This window comes from Pseudomonas allii (assembly GCF_055380095.1).
Genome location: NZ_AP039450.1, coordinates 3,599,423 through 3,615,843, shown reverse-complemented (window position 1 = coordinate 3,615,843; position 16,421 = coordinate 3,599,423). Strand labels below are relative to the sequence as shown.

Sequence of the window (16,421 nt, the reverse complement as noted above, 5' to 3'; positions counted from 1 at the left end):
GATCCACCGCCATCGGGGGCAAGCCCCCTCCCACCGATTCAGTCGGTGTCAGCAGGTCAGAAGGTGTATTCCAGCACGCCCATCACCGATGTCTGCAAGCGTCGCTCCACAATCGGGCTCTTGCCCGCTTCATCCGCCAGGTACTGCACATCCAGCAAGGTCGAGAACTCGGTGTGCTCGCTGATCGGCAGGCTCCAGACCAGGTTCAGGCCATTGCTGATATTGCCGGCACCGGCCTTGTAGGCCTTGAAGCGGCTGCGTGCGGCCTGGCCGGTGGTGACGCCGTACCAGGTCTGCAGATAGTCACGGTCGCCAAAGTGGCTATTGATGCTGGCATCGACTGAGCCATAACGGCCTTCGTACAGCGTGGTGCCCAGGCTCAGTTCCAAATGCGTAAAGGCCTTGCCGCTGTCCTTGTGGTCATCTTCCTTGAGCGCGTGCTCCAGGGTCGCGCCGACAATGGCGCCGCCGAGATTGTAGTGGGCACTCACGCCCAGTTGCGGGCGTGACTTGATTTCGCCCATGCCCTTGAGGCGCTTGGAACCCAAGTGCATGGATTCGTTTTTGTCCTTGCGTGATGCACTGGCGCCGACATACGCACTGAAACTCAAGGCATTGCCTTCGTAGCCCCAGCCCAGGCCCTTATCGGTGTCGAGGAAAATCCCCCAGGGGCTGACAATGGCGCCGCCAAACACCGGGGCGGTCATGCGCTCGTCGCTGCCGCTGTAGCGGGGCAGGTTGGCGACGCCGGCTTTGAGCGTATAGGTCCAGTCTTCGGCCAGTGCCGCGTCGGCGCCTGCCAGCAAACACAGCGAGGTGAGGGACAGGCAGAGGTTTTTGGGGCTCATCAGGGTTTTCATGTCGGTCAGAAACTCAAGGGTGGATGGGTACGTTTGAAGGAGTAGCCCGAGGCGCTCAGGCCGTTGACCTGGCGGCTGACGGTGTCGCCCAGGCCATAGCCGTTGCCGGCGAGCACGGCATGGGCGTTGTCCACGGGCAGCAGGATGTAGTCGGTCAGCGGCTCGTCGTGCAGTTGGCCGCGAATCACCAGGAAGCCGTCTTCCAGGCGCACGCTGATGCCGCTCAACGGCGCGTCGGGTTCGTGGGTGTTGAGCACTTGATAGGTGCCGACGGTGTCGGCCCAGGCCATGGGCAAGGGCGGCGGGTCGATGCGTTCGCCGATGGCGATGCGTTGGCCGTGGCTGCGCGCGGTAAGCATCTGTCGGCCCTGCACAGTGATCACGTCGAGTTGTACGCGGCCGAGTTCGCCGAGGTCCTTGAGCCAGAACCCCAGGACTTTTTTCTGCGCGCGCAGCCAGCCGTGATCGTCACGCAGCAGCTCGAAGTCGTAGCCGGCCAGTTCGCCACGCAGCCGACCGGCGTCGTCCCGGATGCGGAACACGCCCCAGGCGGTGGCGTAAAACCCGGACAGGCGCTGGCGGTCGATGGCGGCCGGCACCTGGCGCAACTTGAGCCCGTGGCGGGGCGCCTGGCACTCGTCGCTGCACACCGGCTCGCCGGTCTGCGCCTGGAGCATCAGGCGCAGGGTGTCGGTGGCCAGGTTGGCGACCAGGTCTTCGGCGTTGCTGTCGTTGGCCATGATGATCACCGCCAGTTGCTGGTCCGGCAGCAGGGTCAACTGGGCGGCGAAATCATCGCCGCCGCCACTGTGCTGGTAGGTGCGCACCCCAGGCCCGACCGGCTCGTCACCGCACGGCGCCAGAAACCAGGCCAGGCCGATCCGGCAGTCGAAGTCCAGGGCGTTGCCGGTGTTTTGCTGGGTGAACATGTCATCGATGGAGCGTTGGTTCATCACCCGGTTGCCCTTGTACAGGCCCTCGGCGAATAGCATTTGCACGTAATGGCTGAGGTCCTTGGGGCTGGCCCACAAACCGCCGGCCGCCAGGTCACGCACTTGCGCGTCGGTGCTGGCGATGCCGTCCTGATAGCCCTGGGCGCGATAACCCGCCTGTACTGCGGTGCCGATAAAACTCGCCTGGTTCATCTCCAGTGGCTTGAGCAGGCTGTGTTGCAATTGAGCCTCGAACGCTCTGCCGCTGCTGCGCTCGATGGCCGCACCGACCAGCGCATAACCGAGGTTGGAATAGGCCACCTGGGTGCCGGGCGGTGTGCTCAGCCAGACGCCGGACACGCGCATCGGCATCTGCCCCATGGCGTAGCTGTTGCGCAGGTCGCGCAGGTGCTCGCTGGGCAGGCCGGATTGATGGCTGAGCAGGCGGCGCAAGGTGATGTCGCGGTCGGCGGCCTGCTGGTCGGTGTGGAAACGCGAGCGCACGTAGAACTCGCGCAACGTCTGTTGGATCGGCGCGTCCAGCGCCAGCCGCTGCTGTTCAACCAGTTGCAGGGCGGCGCTGGCGGTGAGCAGCTTGGAAATCGCACCGGCGCGAAACGCCGTGTTCGGCGTCACGGGCACCCCCAGGGTTTTGTCGGCCATGCCGAACCCGCGCGCCCAGATCAACTCCTGCCCGTTGACCAGTGCAATCGACAAACCGGGCACATTGGCCTGGGCCATATCCCGGGGGATGCGGGTTTGCAGGTAGCGGATGATTGCGCTGTAGTCGCCCTTGGGGATCGGCGGCGGGGTCGAAGCTTGCCCCTGGCAGCCGATGCTGCCCAACAGGCAACCGAGCAATGGAATACCGCGCAACGTGCGAAGCATGATGAGCACCCGGCAGGTGGTTTGGATGCTCGAATGCTAGGGGCGTGGCGCCCGGGGGTCTTTGACAGCTTTGTCGAGAAACTGTCAAAGACTGTTAACGCGCCAGCCCATGCCGCTCATGCCACTGGGCAATGGATTCTTCGGGGTATTCATTGAACTGCTGATCGCCCTTGCGCAACGTGACCTCCACCCACGGCGCCTTCGACCCCAGCATCAAGTGCGTATGGTCCGGCGGCACCGGCAATGGTGTGTCGATGGCCGAGGCAAACGGGTGGATCAGCTCCGGCCATTCCGGGCTGAACACCCACAGCGCGCTGCCGCACTGCGAGCAGAAGTGCCGCTCGGCGCTACTCGCATGGGCACGGCTGGCGCCTTCGGGCTTGAGTCTGGCGTGGTAGATCGAAATGGATTTGCGTCCGCGCACCTTCAAACTCGCGGTGTTACCGGCCAGGTTGATCGCGTAACCGCCACCGCCCTGGGTCTTGCGACAGATCGAGCAGTAGCAGCGCTGGTAAGGGTAGGGGTGGGCACTGGTGAGGCTGAACGTGACGGCGCCGCAATGGCAGGATCCTTCGAGCTGCATGGGCTGACTCCTTTGGCAAGGTGACTGATCAGCTTAGGCGTTTTCCGGCATCAGTGTGGCAATCAACGCCCGAATGGTGCCGGGTAACGCCTCTAGCTCCCGCACCAGGATGCTGCGCTCGCGGATCGCCCAGGGCTCATCCAGCTTCACCGCCACCAGCCGCATGGTACGGCTGTGGCGCACGGCGGCGGACTCGGGAATGATGCCGATGCCCACACCGGCTTCGACCATGCGGCAGATCGCCTCGAAACTCGACATCTGGATGCGCAGCGACAGCTGCTTGCCCAGCCGCTCGACGTGTTCACGCAGGAAGCTCAGCAAGGTGCTGCCTTCATGCAGGCCGATGTGCTGGTAGGCGAGGGTCTGTTCCAGGGTGACGGAGGGTTGTTCCGCCAGCGCATGCCCCGCCGGCACCATCAACACCAGTTTATCCGTGCTGAAGTGCAGTACCTGCAACCCCGAGGCTTCCACGGGGCCGGCGATGATGCCCATGTCGCTGGTGCCATCCAACACGCCGCGCACGATGTCGCGGGACAGGCGTTCCTGCAGGTCCACGGTCACGCCGGGACGCTGGGACAGGAAGCCCGCCAGCACCTCCGGCAAGAACTCGGTGACCGCCGTGGTGTTGGCGAAGATGCGGATATGCCCGGCCGAATCCACGCCGTATTGGGTGAACTCGCTCTTCAGGTAATCCACCTGGCGCATGATCAACCGTGCATGGTGCAGCAGGCGCTCACCGGCCGGGGTGATTTCCACGCCACGGCTGTCGCGGTACAGCAGGCGCGTGTCGAGTTGGCCTTCGAGGGCCTTGATCCGCGCACTGGCGGCGGCCGGCGAGAGGAACGCGCGCTTGGCGCCCTGGGTCAGGCTGGGGGATTCGGCGATGTGGATAAACAGGCGCAGGTCGGCCAGATCGAAGTGCATGCAAGACTCCCGGGACAGGATGGCGGCGTTCAGCATAACCGAACGCTGGTTTATTGAAATGCAAATTCCCGGAACGGGTACACCCTTGCATGATCCCGGGCAGACACTCACTGCCCGAGGACCTGCACCCGATGAGCGCCACCGATTGGATCGGCCGAAGCGAAACCGCCCACGACCACCTCAGCCATAACCTGCTCAAGCGTATTGCCGCCACCTTTGGCGAAGCCGTGCCCGAAGACGGCGCGGACATCCCGCCGCTGTGGCAGTGGTGTTTCTTCCAGGATCCACTTCCGGAAACCGCCCTGGGCAGCGACGGTCATCCGGCCCGTGGAGGCTTCCTGCCGCCGGCCGACAACCGCAATCGCATGTGGGCCGGTGGGCGCATCGAGTTCCTGCATGCACTGCGTGCCGGTGAGGCGGCGACCCGGGTGTCGACCATCACCCGGGTCGAAGAAAAGACCGGCCGCACTGGCGCGCTGCTGTTCGTCACCGTGCGCCACGACTACTCCCAGGCAGGCCGCCTGGCGATCCGCGAGGAACAGGACATCGTCTACCGCGAACCCACGCCGCCCAAATCGGGCAGCGGCGAGGCGCTGGGGCAGGGCGAGTGGTGCGAAACCGTCGACCCCACGCCGACCCTGCTGTTTCGCTACAGCGCGGTGACCTTCAACGGCCACCGCATTCACTACGACTACCCCTACGTCACCGGCACCGAAGGCTACTCCGGGCTGGTGGTGCACGGTCCGCTGATCGCCACCCTTAGCCTGCGTGCGTTTTGCCGTGCCCATCCTGAAGCCACCTTGCGCCGGTTTGCCTATCGCGGCGTGCGCCCGTTGATTGCGCCACAACCGTTTGAAGTCGGTGGGCGCGTCACCGAAACCGGCGTAGCCGAACTGTGGGCTGGCAATAGCGATGGCCTGGCGCAGCAAGCCCAGGTGCATTTCGAATAATCCAAGAACAACAGGCGGAGAGCCGCAGATGAACCCGAATGACAACGAAGAACTCAACGCCATCCGCGAAGGCGTGCGCGCCTTGTGCGCTGAATTCGATGCCGCTTACTGGCGCCGGATCGATGAAGAGAAGGGCTTCCCCGAAGCCTTCGTCAAGGCGCTGACCGACGCCGGCTGGCTGTCGGCGATGATCCCCGAGGAATACGGCGGTTCCGGCCTGGGCCTGGCCGAAGCCTCGGTCATCCTCGAAGAAGTGAACCGCTGCGGCGGCAACTCCGGCACGGTGCATGGCCAGATGTACAACATGTTCACCCTGTTGCGGCACGGCAGCGAAGCGCAGAAACGCTTCTACCTGCCCAAGCTGGCCAGCGGCGAATTGCGCCTGCAATCGATGGGCGTGACCGAGCCCACCACCGGCACCGACACCACCAAGATCAAGACCACCGCGATCAAGCGCGGCGACAAGTACGTGATCAACGGCCAGAAGGTGTGGATCTCGCGGATCCAGCATTCCGACCTGATGATCCTGCTGGCGCGCACCACGCCGTTGGCCGAGGTGAAGAAGAAATCCGAAGGCATGTCGATCTTCCTCGTCGACCTGCGCGAAGCCATCGGCAACGGGCTCACCGTGCAGCCCATCGCCAACATGGTCAACCACGAGACCAACGAGCTGTTCTTCGACAACCTGGAGTTGCCGTTGGACACCCTGATCGGCGAAGAGGGCAAGGGTTTCAAATACATCCTCGACGGCCTCAATGCCGAACGCACGCTGATCGCCGCCGAATGCATCGGCGATGGCCGCTGGTTTATCGAGAAGGCCAGCGCGTATGCCCGTGACCGCGTGGTGTTTGGCCGGCCCATCGGGCAGAACCAGGGCGTGCAGTTCCCGATTGCCGAGGCGCATATCGAGATCGAAGCGGCAGACCTGATGCGCTGGCGCGCCTGCGAGGAATACGACAGCGGCAAGCATGCCGGCGCCAGCGCCAACATGGCCAAGTACCTGGCGGCCAAGGCGTCCTGGGAGGCGGCCAATGCCTGCCTGCAAACCCACGGCGGTTTCGGCTTTGCCTGCGAGTACGACGTGGAGCGCAAATTCCGCGAGACGCGCCTGTACCAGGTGGCGCCGATCTCCACCAACCTGATCCTGTCCTACGTGGCCGAGCACCTGCTCGAACTGCCACGCAGCTTCTGAGGGGCCGACCATGAGCCATACCCAAGCCTTATGTCGGTTCCTGGCGGATCTGCACTACGCACAGTTGCCCGAAACCGTCCTCGCGCGCACCGAAGACCTGTACCTGGATTGGCTGGCCTCGGCGCTGGCGAGTAAAGGGGCGCACCCGATTCCGTTGTTCGAGCGCTATGCCCAGAAGATGGGGCCGAGCAGCGGCCCGGCCCAGGTGATCGTCAATGGCACCAGCAGCAGCGCCTACTTCGCCGCGTTGGTCAATGGCGCTTCATCGCACCTGGTGGAGCAGGATGACCTGCACAACAGCTCCGTGTTGCACCCGGCCACCGTGGTGTTTCCGGCTGCCCTGGCCGCCGCCCAGGACCTGGGCAAATCCGGGCGCGACTTGCTGCTGGCCTCGGTGGCCGGTTACGAGGCGGGTATCCGCATCGGTGAATTCATGGGCCGCTCCCATTACCGCATCTTCCACACCACGGCCACCGTCGGCACGTTGGCGGCGGCGGTCGCGGTGGGCAAGCTGCTGGATTTCAACCAGGAACAATTCATCAACCTGCTCGGCAGCGCAGGCACCCAGGCCGCCGGGTTGTGGGAGTTCCTGCGCGATGCCGCCGACTCCAAGCAGCTGCACACGGCCAAGGCGGCAGCGGACGGGTTGCTCGCCGCTTACCTGACGGCGGATGGGCTGACCGGTGCACGCAATATTCTTGAGGGCGACCAAGGGCTGGCGGCGGGCATGTCCAGTGATGCCGAGCCGGGCAAGTTGTCCGCCGGCCTGGGCAGTCGCTGGGCATTGCTGGAGACCTCGTTCAAGTTTCATGCGTCGTGCCGCCATACCCATCCTGCGGCCGATGCGCTGTTGGAGCTGATGCAGCGCGAACAGCTCGCCGCCGCCGATATTGCCCGCGTGGAAACCCGCGTGCATCAGGGCGCCATCGATGTACTGGGGCGTGTGAACCTACCGGCCAGCGTGCACCAGGCCAAGTTCTCCATGGGTACTGTGCTGGGCTTGATTGCCGTGCATGGCAAGGCGGGGTTGACTGAATTCCATGAGTTGGCATTGACCGACCCGGCCGTCTGCGCCTTTCGCGACAAGGTCAGCATGAGCCTCGACCGCGAAGTCGACGGCGCCTACCCGCAACGCTGGCTCGGCCGCGTCACCGTCACCACGCAGGATGGCCGCACACTGCACGGCGCCATCGACGAGCCCAAGGGCGATCCGGGCAACACCCTGAGCCGCACGGAGCTGGCGGACAAATTCCAGCGCCTCGCCCAATTCAGCAACGCCCGCACACCGGCCCAGGCCAACGCCCTGATCGACAAGGTCTGGGATTTGCGCAATGCCACGTCCATGGCCCACTGGCTCTGAGGAACTGTCATGACTAACCCAAGACCGCTGGACGGCATCACCGTTGTCAGCCTGGAACATGCGATTGCCGCGCCATTCTGCACCCGTCAGTTGGCGGACCTGGGCGCCCGTGTGATCAAGATCGAACGCCCCGGCGCCGGCGACTTTGCCCGTGGCTACGACGAGCGCGTGCGTGGCCTGGCCTCGCATTTCGTGTGGACCAACCGTTCCAAGGAAAGCCTGACCCTGGACCTCAAGCAGGACGAGGCGGGCGGTATCCTCGACACCTTGCTCGCCGATGCCGATGTGCTGGTACAGAACCTGGCGCCCGGCGCGGCGGCGCGCATGGGCCTGTCGTTCGAGGCGCTGCATGCGCGCTTTCCGCGGCTGATCGTCTGCGATATTTCCGGCTACGGCGAAGGCGGGCCGTACGAGAAAAAGAAGGCCTACGACCTGCTGATCCAGAGCGAGGGCGGTTTTCTCTCGGTGACCGGTGGCCCTGGCGACGACCAGATGGCCAAGGCCGGTTGCTCCATCGCCGACATCTCGGCGGGCATGTACGCCTACAGCGGCATCCTCTCGGCGCTGCTGCTGCGCGGCAAGACCGGCGAGGGCAGCCGCATCGACGTGAGCATGCTGGAAAGCCTGGTGGAGTGGATGGGCTACCCGATGTATTACGCCTTCGACGGCGCACCGCAGCCACCGCGTGCCGGGGCCGCGCATTCGACGATCTATCCCTACGGCCCGTTTCCCACCGGCGATGGCGGCACGGTGATGCTGGGTTTGCAGAACGAGCGCGAATGGGCGGCGTTCTGCGACAAGGTACTGCTAGCGCCTGAATTGGCGACGGACGAGCGTTTCAGCGCCAACTTCAAGCGCTCGGCCAACCGTGAGGTGCTACGCCAGATCATCGTCGACCGCTTTGCGCAATGGGATGCCGAGGCGCTGATCCAACGCCTGGAGGACGCGCAGATCGCCAGCGCCCGGGTCAACGATATGCAGGGCGTATGGGACCACCCGCAACTCAAGGCCCGTGACAGTTGGCGCGAGGTCGACAGCCCGGCAGGTCCTCTGCCGTCGCTGTTGCCGCCGGCCCGCAATGCGGCGTTTACCCCGCGCATGGACGGCGTTCCGGCGCTGGGCCAGCACAGCCAGGGCATTCTCGACCGGCTCGGTTACTCCGGCGATGCCATCGACAGCCTGCGTGCACGCGGTGTTATCTAAATAAGGAATTCTGTGATGCCAAAGCCATTGGTGCGTTCGGCGTTGTTTGTACCCGGTAGCCGACCGGAACGGTTCTCCAAAGCCCTGGCCAGTGGGGCCGATGCGGTGATCGTGGATCTCGAGGACGCGGTGGAAGAGCCGCTCAAGCGACAGGCGCGGGATAACCTCGGGGTGTTCCTGACGGCGAACCCCGCTGCCCAGGTGTGGGTGCGCATCAATGCGCCGGAGCATGCCGAGCACTTCGAGGATGTGGCGTTTTGCAAGGCCCATGTGAATGTGGCGGGGGTGTTGCTGCCCAAGGTTGAAAGTGCCGCACAAGTGGCGGTGGTTGCCGCCACCGGCAAAGTGATCTGGCCGATTATCGAAAGCGCCCGTGGGTTGCTGGCCGTGGCCGAAATCGCCCATGCGCCGCAGGTGCAGCGCCTGTCGTTTGGCGGGCTGGACCTGGCGCTGGACCTGAACCTGAGCAGCAACTCACCGGCCGCGCAGTTCGCCCTGGATCAGGCGCGCCTGGCGCTGATCGTGCACTCGCGTGCGGCGGGCTTGGTCGCGCCGTTGGACGGCGTACACCCGGCCATCGATGACCCGGAAGGCCTGCGCCGTTCGATCCGGCATGCCTATGAAATGGGCTTTGCCGGGGCGCTGTGTATCCATCCCAAGCAGGTGGCCGTGATCCATGCAGCGCTCGCACCGAGCGCCGCAGATCTGGCCTGGGCGCGGCGTGTGGTGGACGCCGGCGTCCACGGGGCAGGGGCCTACCAGATCGATGGGCAGATGGTGGATGCGCCGGTGTTGCTGCGCGCGCAACGACTTCTGGCCGCCTCTATCTAGCTGGAGAAACCGAATAAAAATGTGGGCTTGCTCGCTCCCACATTGGATCGCTGTTGTAGCTCAGATTGGCGTTCGTCCAGACCGAACGCAGGTATCTAAAATTCGAAATTCACTACACGCGTCACATCAGGCACCTTGCCTTACAACACAACAATAAGAAGGTGATTTTCCATGCTCAAGCTCTCCCGGGCGCTGCTGTGCGCCGCCACCTTGTTTGCCGCAGGCCTGGCCCAGGCGGCGGACCCGATCGTGATCAAGTTCGCCCACGTGGTGGCCGAAAACACCCCCAAAGGCCAGGGCGCGTTGTTGTTCAAGAAGCTCGCCGAAGAACGCCTGCCGGGCAAGGTGAAGGTCGAGGTGTACCCGAACTCGTCGTTGTTCGGCGATGGCAAGGAAATGGAAGCGCTGCTGTTGGGCGACGTGCAGATGCTGGCGCCGTCCCTGGCCAAGTTCGAGCAATACACCAAGCAGGTGCAGATCTACGACCTGCCGTTCCTGTTCAACGACCTGGCTGCTGTCGACCGTTTCCAGGCCGCCCAGGGCAAGGAACTGCTGACCTCGATGCAGGACAAGAACATCCTGGGCCTGGCCTATTGGCACAACGGCCTCAAGCAGTTGTCCGCCAACAAAGCGCTGCATGAACCCAAGGATGCCCGTGGCCTGAAGTTCCGCGTACAGGCCTCCAGCGTGCTGGAAGAGCAGTTCAAGGCGATCCGCGCCAACCCGCGCAAGATGAGCTTCGCCGAGGTGTACCAGGGCCTGCAGACCGGTACCGTCAACGGCACCGAGAACACCTGGTCGAACTATGAAAGCCAGAAGGTCAACGAGGTGCAGAAGTATTTCACCGAGTCCAACCATGGCCTGATCGACTACATGGTGATCACCAACGCCAAGTTCTGGAACGGCCTGCCACCGGACATCCGCAGCACCCTGGAGCAGATCATGGTCGAGGTCACCGTCGAGGTGAACAAACAGGCCGAAGCGCTGAACCAGTCGGCCAAGCAGAAGATCGTCGACGCCAAGACCAGCGAAATCATCGAACTGACCCCGGAGCAACGCCAGCTGTGGCGCGAAGCCATGCGCCCGGTGTGGCAGAAGTTCGAGGGTGAGATCGGCGCGGACCTGATCAAGGCGGCGGACGCGTCCAACCAGTAATCCCCCAATGTGGGAGGGGGCTTGCCCCCGATTGCGGTGTGTCAGCTTGCCCATCTGTCTCTGACCCACCGCTATCGGGGGCAAGCCCCCTCCCACCTATCGATCCGGTTTTCACCCTGACATCTCATTTGCTTTCGCGAGGTTTTGCCATGCAAACGCTAAGGCGCGTCTGGGAGCACCTGGAGGAAGGTTTCATTGCCTTCCTGCTGGCCGCCATGACCCTGGTGACATTCGTCTACGTCATGCTAAACAACATCTACACGCTGTTCTTCGCCCTGTCTGACAAGTGGGCTTTCAGCAGCGCCTTTTTCGGTGCTCTGGGCGACCACACCATGACCTGGGCCCAGGACATGACCTGGAGCGTGGCACTGACCAAGGCCATGTTCGGCTGGCTGATTTTCTTCGGTATTTCCTACGGCGTGCGTACCGCCGGCCACCTCGGCGTGGACGCACTGGTCAAGCTGACCAAACGCCCGGTGCAACGCTTGTTGGGCATGATTGCCTGCCTGTGCTGCCTGGCCTACGCCGGGCTGTTCATGATCGCCAGCTACAAGTGGGTCAGCGCGGTGATGACCGCGCATATCGGCGCCGAAGACCTCGACCAGTACGGCATTGACGTCGGTGACATCGTAATCATCGTGCCCATCGGTTTTGCCATGGTGTTTATCCGCTACCTGGAAATTTTCTACCGCATCTTTACCCACCGTCAGGTCGGGTTGGGGCTGGCCGACGAGGCCGGTGAGGCCAGCAAATTGGCCGGCAGCCATGAGGAGCGTCACTGATGGCCGTGCTCTGTCTGTTTCTGCTGTTGTTCGTGTTCATGTTCCTCGGCGTGCCGATCGCGATTTCCCTGGGCTTGTCCGGTGCGGTGTCGATCCTGATGTTCAGCCAGGACTCGGTGAGTTCCCTGGCGATCAAGCTGTTCGAGACCTCCGACGCGTACACCTTCCTGGCGATCCCGTTCTTCCTGTTGTCCGGGGCGTTCATGACCACCGGCGGGGTGGCGCAGCGGCTGATCGACTTTGCCAACGCCTGTGTCGGGCATATTCGTGGCGGCCTGGCGATTGCGGCGGTGTTGGCGTGCATGCTGTTTGCGGCGCTGTCCGGTTCGTCACCGGCGACGGTGGCGGCGGTGGGGTCGATTGCCGTGGCGGGCATGGTGCGTTCCGGTTACCCGAAGGAGTTCGGTGCGGGGATCATCTGTAACGCCGGCACCCTGGGCATCCTGATCCCGCCGTCGATTGTGATGGTGGTGTATTCGGCGGCGACTGAAACCTCGGTCGGCAAGCTGTTCATGGCAGGGGTAATTCCAGGGTTGCTGCTGGGCCTGATGCTGATGATCGCCATCTACATCGTCGCGCGCATCAAGAAGCTGCCGGCCCAGCCCCGAGCGACGTTCCGCGAATGGCTGACCTGCGCGCGCCGAGCCTTCTGGGGCCTGTTGCTGCTGGTGATCATCCTCGGCGGCATCTACAGCGGCATGTTCACCCCGACCGAAGCGGCCGCGGTGGCGGCGGTGTACTCGGCGTTCGTGGCGTTGTTCGTCTACAAGGACATGAAGCTGCGCGACTGTCCCAAGGTGCTGCTGGAGTCCGGGCGCCTGGCAATCATGCTGATGTTCATCATTGCCAACGCCATGCTGTTTGCCCATGTGCTGACCACCGAACAGATCCCCCAGGAAATCACCGCGTGGGTGATCTCCGAAGGGCTGACGCCGATTGGCTTCCTGATCATGGTCAACGTAGTGCTGCTGGTAGCGGGCAGCTTCATGGAGCCGTCGGCCATTGTGCTGATCCTGGCGCCGATCTTCTTCCCGATTGCCATGAAGCTGGGCATCGACCCGATCCACCTGGGGATCGTGATGGTGGTGAACATGGAGATCGGCCTGGTGCACCCGCCGGTGGGGCTGAACCTGTTCGTGACCTCGGCGGTGACCGGGTTGACCCTGGGGCAGACCATCCGCGCGGCGCTGCCGTGGCTGATGATTCTGCTGGTGTTCCTGATCATGGTTACGTACTTGCCGTTCATTTCGCTGGCGCTGCCGCATTGGCTCGGTATGTAACCCAACGTGCAGGAGCCGGCTTGCCGGTTCCTGCGGGGCGTGTGCATCAGTGGTCCAGCGCACTCAGGATCGCATGGGCCACTTTCACCCGTTCGGCATTCGGGTAGTTCTTGTTGGCCAGAATCACCACCCCCATGTCCTTGCTCGGCACATAGGCCACATAGGCACCGAACCCACGGGTCGAGCCGGTCTTGTTGTACAGCACATTGGCCGGTTGCGCCTGGGCCGGGTTCAGCCATTTAACGTTGTGCGGTTCCATCGCCATCGGTGTGGAGTTGCCCTCCATCAGCGCTTGCAGCGTGATCGGGTAGGGGTAGTACTCCCAGCCCAGTCCCTGGGTCATGCCGTTCACCGTGTAGTAACCGGTGTGGGTGGTGGCGATGGCCTGTTGCAGCGGTTTCTCCAGGGTTTGCGGGTGCATGTTCAGCATCACGTACTGCGCCAGGTCCTGGGTGCTGGTCTTGATGCCATAGGCTTCGCTGTCCAGCGCGCCGGGGCCGACGCGCACGGGTTTCTGGTCCTTGTCGTAGCCTTGGGCGTAGGTAGGGATTTTGTCTGCCGGCACGCTGACATGGGTGTTCGTCAGGCCCAGCTTGGGCAGCAGGGTTTTCTCCATGGCGACGTTGAACGGCTGGCCCAGGCTTTGCGCACTGAGGTAGCCGAACAGGCCAATGCTGGGGTTGGAATACAGACGCTGTGCGCCTGGGGCGTAAGTGGGTTTCCAGTGCTGGAAATAATTGAGCATGGTGCCGGCACTGTCGGCGGCATCTGGAAACTGCAGCGGCAGGCCGCCAGGGGTGTAGGTGGCCAATTGCAGCAGGCTGATGCGGTCGAATGCACTGCCCTTGAGTGCGGCCAGATGCTGGCTGGCCATGTCCGACAGCTTCAGTTTGCCGCTGGCCGCAGCGTAACCGCCGAGGGTGGCGGTGAAGGTCTTGCTCACCGAGCCGATCTCGAACAGCGTGTCTTCGGTCACGGGCTGTTGCTTGTCTTTGTTGGCGACGCCGTAGTTAAAGTATTGCACCTTGCCTTTGTTCACCACCGCCACCGACAGGCCGGCGATGCCTTGTTGCTGCATCAAGGGCTCGACGCTGCTGTTCACGACCTGGCGCAGGTCGGTGGCGGCCATGCAGGTGCCGGAGCTGATAAATAAGGCTGAAATCAGGAAATGTCTTACGTTGGAGTTCATGGTTATTCGCTTCCATGTAAATGATGCACTGACGATCGGGGCCTGCGCAGGCGTGGCAAATCTAGTCAGGTTCGGCCCCTGCGGCAAACGATGATATCTTGCAGCTGCCATTAGAAAATCTAGGGTAGATCATGCTGCGCTCCCATTTGCCCCTCAATGCCCTGCGCGCGTTCGAGGCGTCGGCCCGCCATTTGAGCTTTACTCGGGCGGCCATCGAGTTGTGCGTGACCCAGGCTGCGGTCAGCCATCAGGTGAAAAGCCTGGAGGCGCAACTGAATGTCACCTTGTTCAAACGCTTGCCAAGAGGGCTGATGCTGACGCGCGAAGGTGAAACCCTGCTGCCGGTGTTGCGCGAGTCCTTCGACCGCATCGCGCATACCCTCGGCCAGTTCGAGGGCGGGCACTACCGCGAGGTCCTCACCGTCGGGGCCGTAGGCACCTTCGCGGTCGGCTGGTTGTTGCCACGCCTGGCGGACTTTCAGCAGCGCTACCCGTTTATCGACTTGCGCCTATCGACCCACAATAACCGCGTCGATGTCGCCGCCGAAGGGCTGGATTACGCCATCCGTTTCGGCGCCGGCGCCTGGCACGGCACGGACGCCTGCGAACTGCTGGAAGCTCCGCTCAGCGTGTTGTGTGTGCCGCAACTGGCCGAGCAGTTACACGCACCGGCCGACCTGTTGAAACACACCTTGCTGCGTTCCTACCGCGCCGATGAGTGGAACCTGTGGTTCCAGGCCGCCGGCTTGCCTGCCGACACCCTGCTGCCGCGCAGCATCGTGTTCGATTCATCGCTGGCGATGATGGAGGCGGCATTGCAAGGCCTCGGCGTGGCCTTGGCACCGGCGATGATGTTTGCGCGGCAACTGGAGAGTGATGTGATTCGCCAGCCGTTCGATATCGGCATTACCACTGGCAGTTACTGGTTGACGCGCTTGCAGTCGCGGGCCGAGACGGCGGCGATGCTGGCGTTCAAGGATTGGTTGCGGGACAGGGCGAAGGACGGCTGAATCGCTTTTTTTTGAAACATAATGAAACATTCGTCGAGGGCCAGCGCTCTACCGCAACACCTGCACTGAGTTTTTCCATGAAGATACCGCGCCCCTCCGCCCGCATGCCGCACCTGACCCAACTGCGTAACTTGAAGATGGCCCGCTCTGCCCACGCCTACGTGCGCGGCAGCACCGTACAATTCTACGAATGGCTGCACAGCCAGAGCGGGCGCCGCCTGCCCCATGGCCCGGCTATCTGGATCTGCGGCGACTGCCACGCCGGCAACCTGGGGCCTACCGGCGATATCAAGGGTCGCATCGATATGCATATCCGCGACCTTGACCAGACGGTGATCGGCAACCCGGCCCACGACCTGGTGCGCCTGGCGCTGTCCCTGGCCACCGCCGCGCGCGGCTCGGACCTGCCGGGGGTGACCAGTGCGCGCATGCTCGAAGAAATGATGGTGGGCTACGAACAGGCGTTCAAAGACAAACCCGACGAAGCGCCGCCGCGTCCGTCCCAGGTCAAGGCGGGCATGCGCAGCGCGGTGGCGCGCACCTGGAAGAACCTGGCGCGCGAGCGCATCGAAAACGCTCGCCCGAGCATTCCCTTGGGCAAGCATTTCTGGTCGTTGTCACGGGCCGAAAAAACCGCACTGGAAACGCTCTGCGCCTCGGCCGACATCCATCAATTGGTGACGTCACTCAAAGGTCGCCCCAAGGACGCCAGGGTCGAGTTGCTGGACTCGGCCTATTGGGTCAAGGGCTGCAGCTCCCTGGGCCTGCAGCGCTATGCCGCCTTGCTCGGCGTGGGCGACAAGGATGACCAGGAGTATTGCCTGATCGATATCAAGCAGGCCGTCGGCGCGGCGGCGCCTCGTGCGGTACGGGCGAAGATGCCCAGGGACAATGGCCGTCGGGTGGTGGAGGGCGCCCGCCAGCTCTCGCCCGGTTTGGGTGAACGCATGGTGGCGACGCGCATGCTGGACAATGGTTTTTTCATCCGCGAGCTACTGCCCCAGGACATGAAGCTGGAGCTGGACGAATTGAGCGAGATCGACGCCATGCACGCCGCCGGCTACCTGGCGCGGGTGGTCGGTATCGCCCATGCCCGGCAGATGGATCGCGAGACACGCAAGGACTGGATGGCCGTGCTGCAGGAGAATCGTTCCAAACAGCTGGATGCGCCGTCGTGGCTATGGACCAGCGTGGTGCAACTGGTAGGGAGCCATGAGCAGGGCTACCTCAACCATTGCCGGCGCTATGCACTGGAGCACTGAGGTCGCTCCTACAGGGGGCA

At 63.4% G+C, this 16,421-nt stretch carries 15 protein-coding genes; 10 read left to right on the top strand and 5 right to left on the bottom strand.

Annotated features, from left to right (window positions below; genetic code table 11):
* Positions 1–56 precede the first annotated feature (56 nt).
* From ACZ445_RS16205 to ACZ445_RS16190, 4 genes are all read right to left on the bottom strand, one after another.
* The gene (locus tag ACZ445_RS16205) at positions 57–848 is read right to left on the bottom strand and encodes a MipA/OmpV family protein (protein ID WP_058424124.1); all 792 of its coding nucleotides are present in this window, start codon (positions 846–848) and stop codon (positions 57–59) included.
* Positions 849–865: 17 nt separating this feature from the next.
* The gene (locus ACZ445_RS16200; RefSeq protein WP_464693718.1) at positions 866–2,680 is read right to left on the bottom strand and encodes a serine hydrolase domain-containing protein; all 1,815 of its coding nucleotides are present in this window, start codon (positions 2,678–2,680) and stop codon (positions 866–868) included.
* 94 nt (positions 2,681–2,774) lie between these two features.
* Complete coding sequence (locus ACZ445_RS16195) at positions 2,775–3,263, bottom strand: GFA family protein (RefSeq protein ID WP_058424087.1); 489 nt, start codon at positions 3,261–3,263, stop codon at positions 2,775–2,777.
* Positions 3,264–3,296: 33 nt separating this feature from the next.
* On the bottom strand, positions 3,297–4,187 hold the full coding sequence (locus ACZ445_RS16190) for a LysR family transcriptional regulator (protein ID WP_058424086.1): 891 nt from the start codon (positions 4,185–4,187) through the stop codon (positions 3,297–3,299).
* A gap of 131 nt (positions 4,188–4,318) precedes the next feature.
* Here ACZ445_RS16190 and ACZ445_RS16185 point away from each other — a divergent pair, with 131 nt between their 5' ends.
* From ACZ445_RS16185 to dctM, 8 genes are all read left to right on the top strand, one after another.
* Positions 4,319–5,137 (top strand): HTD2 family dehydratase, encoded by an 819-nt coding sequence (locus tag ACZ445_RS16185; RefSeq protein WP_058424123.1) that lies wholly within the window; start codon positions 4,319–4,321, stop codon positions 5,135–5,137.
* A 28-nt stretch (positions 5,138–5,165) separates the two neighbouring features.
* Positions 5,166–6,329 carry an acyl-CoA dehydrogenase family protein gene (locus tag ACZ445_RS16180; protein WP_464707269.1) on the top strand — a complete coding sequence of 388 codons (1,164 nt, stop codon included), beginning with the start codon at positions 5,166–5,168 and terminating at the stop codon, positions 6,327–6,329.
* A gap of 10 nt (positions 6,330–6,339) precedes the next feature.
* The gene (locus ACZ445_RS16175) at positions 6,340–7,689 is read left to right on the top strand and encodes an MmgE/PrpD family protein (protein ID WP_058424084.1); all 1,350 of its coding nucleotides are present in this window, start codon (positions 6,340–6,342) and stop codon (positions 7,687–7,689) included.
* Positions 7,690–7,698: 9 nt separating this feature from the next.
* The gene (locus ACZ445_RS16170) at positions 7,699–8,892 is read left to right on the top strand and encodes a CaiB/BaiF CoA transferase family protein (protein ID WP_058424083.1); all 1,194 of its coding nucleotides are present in this window, start codon (positions 7,699–7,701) and stop codon (positions 8,890–8,892) included.
* 15 nt (positions 8,893–8,907) lie between these two features.
* On the top strand, positions 8,908–9,723 hold the full coding sequence (locus tag ACZ445_RS16165; RefSeq protein WP_058424082.1) for an HpcH/HpaI aldolase/citrate lyase family protein: 816 nt from the start codon (positions 8,908–8,910) through the stop codon (positions 9,721–9,723).
* Between the two features lie 171 nt (positions 9,724–9,894).
* Positions 9,895–10,878 (top strand): C4-dicarboxylate TRAP substrate-binding protein DctP, encoded by a 984-nt coding sequence (dctP, locus tag ACZ445_RS16160; protein WP_058424081.1) that lies wholly within the window; start codon positions 9,895–9,897, stop codon positions 10,876–10,878.
* A 149-nt stretch (positions 10,879–11,027) separates the two neighbouring features.
* Positions 11,028–11,660, top strand: coding sequence for a TRAP transporter small permease (locus ACZ445_RS16155; RefSeq protein WP_058424080.1), 633 nt, complete (start codon positions 11,028–11,030; stop codon positions 11,658–11,660).
* Positions 11,660–12,940, top strand: coding sequence for a C4-dicarboxylate TRAP transporter large permease protein DctM (gene dctM / locus ACZ445_RS16150; protein ID WP_058424079.1), 1,281 nt, complete (start codon positions 11,660–11,662; stop codon positions 12,938–12,940). Before ACZ445_RS16155 ends, dctM begins: the two co-directional genes overlap by 1 nt.
* 46 nt (positions 12,941–12,986) lie before the next feature.
* On the opposite strand, the gene ampC is transcribed toward dctM, so the two are convergent.
* A complete protein-coding gene (ampC, locus tag ACZ445_RS16145; protein ID WP_464707268.1) occupies positions 12,987–14,129 on the bottom strand; it encodes a class C beta-lactamase in 1,143 nt (380 codons plus the stop codon).
* Positions 14,130–14,260: 131 nt separating this feature from the next.
* Between ampC and ACZ445_RS16140 the strand changes: the two genes are divergently transcribed.
* Entirely contained in the window at positions 14,261–15,139 is an 879-nt protein-coding gene (locus ACZ445_RS16140; RefSeq protein ID WP_058424077.1) for a LysR family transcriptional regulator, read from the top strand.
* A 77-nt stretch (positions 15,140–15,216) separates the two neighbouring features.
* On the top strand, positions 15,217–16,401 hold the full coding sequence (locus ACZ445_RS16135; protein ID WP_058424076.1) for a DUF2252 domain-containing protein: 1,185 nt from the start codon (positions 15,217–15,219) through the stop codon (positions 16,399–16,401).
* Positions 16,402–16,421: the final 20 nt, after the last annotated feature.